4 protein-coding genes are annotated in these 4530 nt (G+C 68.2%); 2 read left to right on the top strand and 2 right to left on the bottom strand.

Annotated features, from left to right (window positions below; translation table 11 throughout):
* Positions 1–972, top strand: a 972-nt coding sequence (locus tag SX243_25240) for a hypothetical protein (protein MDY7096295.1), incomplete at its 5' end; no start/stop codon positions are given.
* A gap of 10 nt (positions 973–982) precedes the next feature.
* Here the strand turns inward: SX243_25240 and SX243_25235 are convergent.
* A complete protein-coding gene (locus SX243_25235) occupies positions 983–3511 on the bottom strand; it encodes a prolyl oligopeptidase family serine peptidase (protein MDY7096294.1) in 2529 nt (842 codons plus the stop codon).
* A 267-nt stretch (positions 3512–3778) separates the two neighbouring features.
* On the opposite strand from SX243_25235, the gene SX243_25230 reads away from it, so the two are divergent.
* Positions 3779–4069 (top strand): hypothetical protein, encoded by a 291-nt coding sequence (locus SX243_25230; GenBank protein ID MDY7096293.1) that lies wholly within the window; start codon positions 3779–3781, stop codon positions 4067–4069.
* 85 nt (positions 4070–4154) lie between these two features.
* Here SX243_25230 and SX243_25225 read toward each other — a convergent pair.
* The coding region (locus SX243_25225) for a response regulator transcription factor (GenBank protein MDY7096292.1) at positions 4155–4530 on the bottom strand (376 nt) is incomplete at its 5' end.

Below are 4530 nucleotides of genomic sequence, written 5' to 3'. Positions count from 1 at the left end.
CTGTGGAACGGCGCCACCGACATCACCATCCAATGGTCCGCCATCACCTATCCCATCTACGATCCCGGCAACGGCTGGACTCACCACAAGGGCGTGATCAACCATCGCCCCTGTGAGGATTCGAGCAGCTGCGACGGCTCCGATCCCCCCGGCGGCCGCATCTCCATTCACCACAACCTCTTCGCCCATGCTCGAAACCGTACGCCGGCCCTCTCCACCGGACCGGCGGACGTGATCAACAACGTCGTCTACAACGGGCGGGAAGGCTTCGTGCACCACAACATCGCCGGCGGCGACTTCAACCTGGTAGGCAATGTCTACCTCGCCGGCTCCGACATCTCCCTCGCTCCCTTCTGGTTCGATCCGGAGAACGCCACCACCCCCATCCCCAGCCGCTATTGGGTGTGGGACAACTACGTGGATGATCCCTGCAGCTTCGTCGGCCGGGTGGACAATCCCTTCACCACCCCGGGCTTCGGAGATGAGTACACCTTCTTCTGCTGCGGCATCACGTCGGGTCAGTTCAACACCGTCGGCCGCTTCGACTTCAGCTCCCATGCCGGCTACGTCCCCATCCCCGCCGACGCGTCGTCTACCGTGCTGGAGAAGGTGCTCCACGGCGTCGGCGCCTTCCCCCGGGACGTGGTCAACGGCTGGGCGGTGGCGGAGACGGCGACCCGCACCGGCAATTGGGGCAATCGCCGGCCGGCGGACTGGATGCAGGGCCTGAGCCCCGTGCCCACGCCACCGGCGGACGACGGCGATGCCGACGATGACGGGATGGACGACGGCTGGGAGACCGACCGCGGGCTCGATCCCACCGATCCCACGGACCATTCGACGGTGATGGCTTCCGGCTACACGGCCATCGAGGAGTACATCAACGGGCTGGCCCAGGATCTGGTGCCGGGGGTCTTCGAGGACGGCTTCGAGACCGGCGATGCCGACCGGTGGTCGGGTCGGGTGCCCTGAGGGGCAGACCTCACCGCCGAGCCAGGTGCTCCTCGAGCCACCGATCCATCTCCCACAGCAAATGGAGCACCGACTCCCGGCCCCGTGGACGGTGGCCTTCGTGGGGGAGGAGCACCAGCCGCGCCGGACGGCCGAGGAAGCGCAGGGCCTCGTAGAGGGCCTCGCTCTGCTCCGGCCGGGTGGCGTCGTGGGCGTCCTGCTGACCGTGGATGAGCAGGAGCGGCTCCTCGATGCTGTCGGCGTCTAGGAGCGGAGACATCTTCCTGTAGACCTCCGGCGCCTGCCACAGGGACCGCTCCTCGTCCTGGAATCCGAAGGGAGTGAGGGTCCGGTTGTAGGCACCGGAAAGGGCGACGCCGGCACGAAAGAGGTCGCTGTGGGCGAGCAACGCCGCCGCCATGTGAGCGCCGTAGGAGTGGCCCACCACCGCCGCTCGCTGCACGTCTACGGCCCCGGTAGCCGCGGCGGCGTCGAGGGCGGCGGCAGCATCCGCCACCAGCTGTCGGCGCCAGCTGTCGCTGGGAGCCGATCCCGGCTCTCCGAAGGCTCCCCCGACGATGGGCATCTCCGCTTCCAGCACCGCATAGCCACGGCTCAGCCAGAGCAGCGGCGACAGAGGATCGAGGCGTAGCGAGCGCACCGCCGGCTGGTGTTCCACTGCGGAGACGTCTGCGCCCTCCAGATCCTGGGGATAGGCCCAGAAGATCAGCGGCGGCGCCTCCCCATCCCGCGTCTCCACCGGTGGCAGGTAGAGGCGGGCGCTCAGCGCCAGACCGTCGTCCCGAAGGTAGCTCAGCCGCCGCTGCTCCACCGCTGCCAGCTCCGGGGTCGGATGCCGCCAGCCGGTGATGGGCACCGCGCTCTCGCCGCCCTCGAGGCGATGGAGGATGAGATTCCCCGGCTCTCCCGCCGACTCCCGTAGCGCCAGCAAGCCGGGAGCCTCGCCGCTGGGCTGCACCATCGCCACCGGCCGTTCAAAACGATCGGCGGGGCTGCGCCAAACCACCTCCAGCTCGCCAGTGGCGGGATTCTGCAGCTTTAGAACCGGCCGGGAGACGCCGTTTGCCTCCGCCTCGCGCCCGTGCACCCACAGCCGGCCGTCCGCCGCGCGCTCCAGAATCAACCCCATCAGAGGGTCCCCCGAAAGTCCATCACGAGTCAGAGGAGACGCGGGATCCTCCGAGGGCCGGACGAGGCTCCAGCCGCCCAAAGAAACCGGTTCCCGTGGGGTCGAAGCCTCGGTCCGGGCCGCCGATGGCAAGGCGACGAACCAACGTTCTCCCTGCCGTCCCCGGGGCTCCAAGACCTCCACCACCGCTCCGGAACTCGTGTTTCCCGGCTCCGCCAAGGCCCCAGCGCCGCCCCACAGCACTCGGTGCAAACGCTTTCGGGTGCTGAAGACGGGCGTCGGTGCTCCGCCCTCGCCCGAACCCCACGGGGCGCCCCACAGCCAGAGTGTTTCCGCTGCGGGTGTCTTCGCTTGGGGTACTGCCCCCGGCGATGCCGTCTCGATCCAGCTGAGGGTTGCGGCGGCATCGGCTCGCCAGCCCACCTGCCGCACCGGTCCCGGCCTCCGGGTCAGAGGCTGGAGGAAGGAGGGTGCTTCTTCCCCGCCCCGCGCCTGGACTAGAGGGCGTAGCAGAAATCGATCGTTGGAGACTCCCAACCGCTCCAAGAGCACCCAGCGCCCGTCCGGAGACACCCGAGCGCTACGCCAGGGGCCGGCAGGGGCCAGCTCTTCGACGCTTCCATCGCGATGGATCCTCACCACCTCGGAGTCGAGGGCTGCCAGGAGGTGGGGAGCAACGCCTCTAGGCGCCGAAGCCGGAGCTCCACCGCCGAAGTTGGTGGCGTCTCGGATCTCGGGTGCCGGCGGCGGTGTGATGTCGGCGGTCGGAGCTGCGGGCCGGGGCGGAGCCACCCGACACAGCAGGCTCCCGCCGTCGGGCCAGAAGGAGCACGCAGGCCCGAAGAGGTCGTTCAGCCGGACCGTCCCCAGCCTCCGGGGATTGCCAGCGGGGACTTCCAGCAAGTGCAGCTCCAGACCGTGTTCCCGCAGCGCGCTGAAGGCCAGAGCGTCCCCCGACGGCGAAAAGACCGGATCCCGCAGCCGCGCTCCGTCCGCCGGCGGCTGCAGCCAGCGGCAGCGAGAGTCGTCTGCCCCGCCTGTGGGCCAGCTCATTCCCTTCGTTGGTTGTTGCACGGGGCAGAAGCCGAAGACCGCGTAGTCGCTGGCCAGCACCCGTGCCGCCGCCGCGGGATAGAAGCGCAGAGCGCGGAGGCGCTCCTCGGGCCAGGCCAGCTGAGCCACGGGGACGAGATCTGCTGCCTCCGCCACCAGAAGCCATCGGCGGCTCGGGTCCGCCTCCAGGGCCTCGGGCCGCGACTCCAGGGCGAGACACTCCAGAGCTTCCGGAGGGACTCGGTAGGCGCTGGTGGAGAGCTCCTGAGCCCGGACAACCCCACCGGAACCGCAGAAGCCGAGGCCCCAGAGCAGCATAACCAGCCCCAAGCAGCCCACCACGACCTGTCTTCGCAACTTCACTCTCAGCAAGCTACCGCAAGAACCGCCCCCGGCACCTGAGTCGTTTGCCCCATGCCGGCCCGTGGCGAATGACTCTTGGTGCCCATGAAGACATGACCAATACTCGAAATGCACCGATACTTCGATGGATCCAAACGAATTCGGGCCTGTTCTCTCTTGAGGCTGCTCCCGTCTCCGTTGGCCCAGGGGCGATGAATCCCAAGGCTGATAGGGACTTGGGCACCCATATCTTGAACGTTCCTTCTACGAGGATTTTTGATCATGAAAACCACTCTTGCTCTGCTCTTCGCCATCGCCTTGCTCTTCACCGTCGCCCCGGGCGCCTTCGCCGACGACGCCCAGCCGGCTCAGGACCAGCAGGTCGAGGTCACGCAGGTTGAGGTCACCGAAGCTCCGGCGGCTACCGCCGATGCCGAGCTCCTCGAGGCCCTGAACATGGAGCCGCTCTTCGCCGCTCCCCAGGCGGAGCCGGTTTGCCACCCCATCCGCTGTGAGTACATCGGCTGCCCGTATCAGTACCCGACCTGCCTGTGGAACGGCTGCTGCGGCTAACACCTCTCTTTGCGTCTCGAATCTACGGACGGCCCGCCGCTGATCGTTGCAGCGCGGGCCGTCCGGCTCTTTCTCCCCGTTTCTCCTACTCCAACCCCGCCAACCCGCTGCGCCACGCCCACGCCACCACCTCCGGCTGGCTGTGGAGATCGAGTTTGGAGTAGACGTTTCCCAAGTGGTTGCGCACCGTCCGCACCGAGATCCCCAGCTCCTCCGCAACCTCCGCTGCACCCTGGCCCTGGGCCAGGAGTCGCACGACTTCCGTTTCCTTGGGGGTCAGAGGATCGTGCCAGGCCTGCTGTAGCTCCGCCGCCACCGCCCGGCTGAGCCATCCCCGGCGACCGGCGGCGGCTCCCCGCACCGCCTCCACGATGGTCGCCGCCGGCTCGTCCTTGAGCAGATAGCCATGGGCTCCGGCATCCACCGCTGAGCGCACGTAGGCCTCGTGATGATGGGCGCTG

Source organism: Acidobacteriota bacterium (assembly GCA_034211275.1).
In the GTDB taxonomy this organism is placed as follows: Bacteria; Acidobacteriota; Thermoanaerobaculia; order Multivoradales; family JAHZIX01; genus JAGQSE01.
This window is presented reverse-complemented; position numbering and strand designations above follow the sequence as displayed.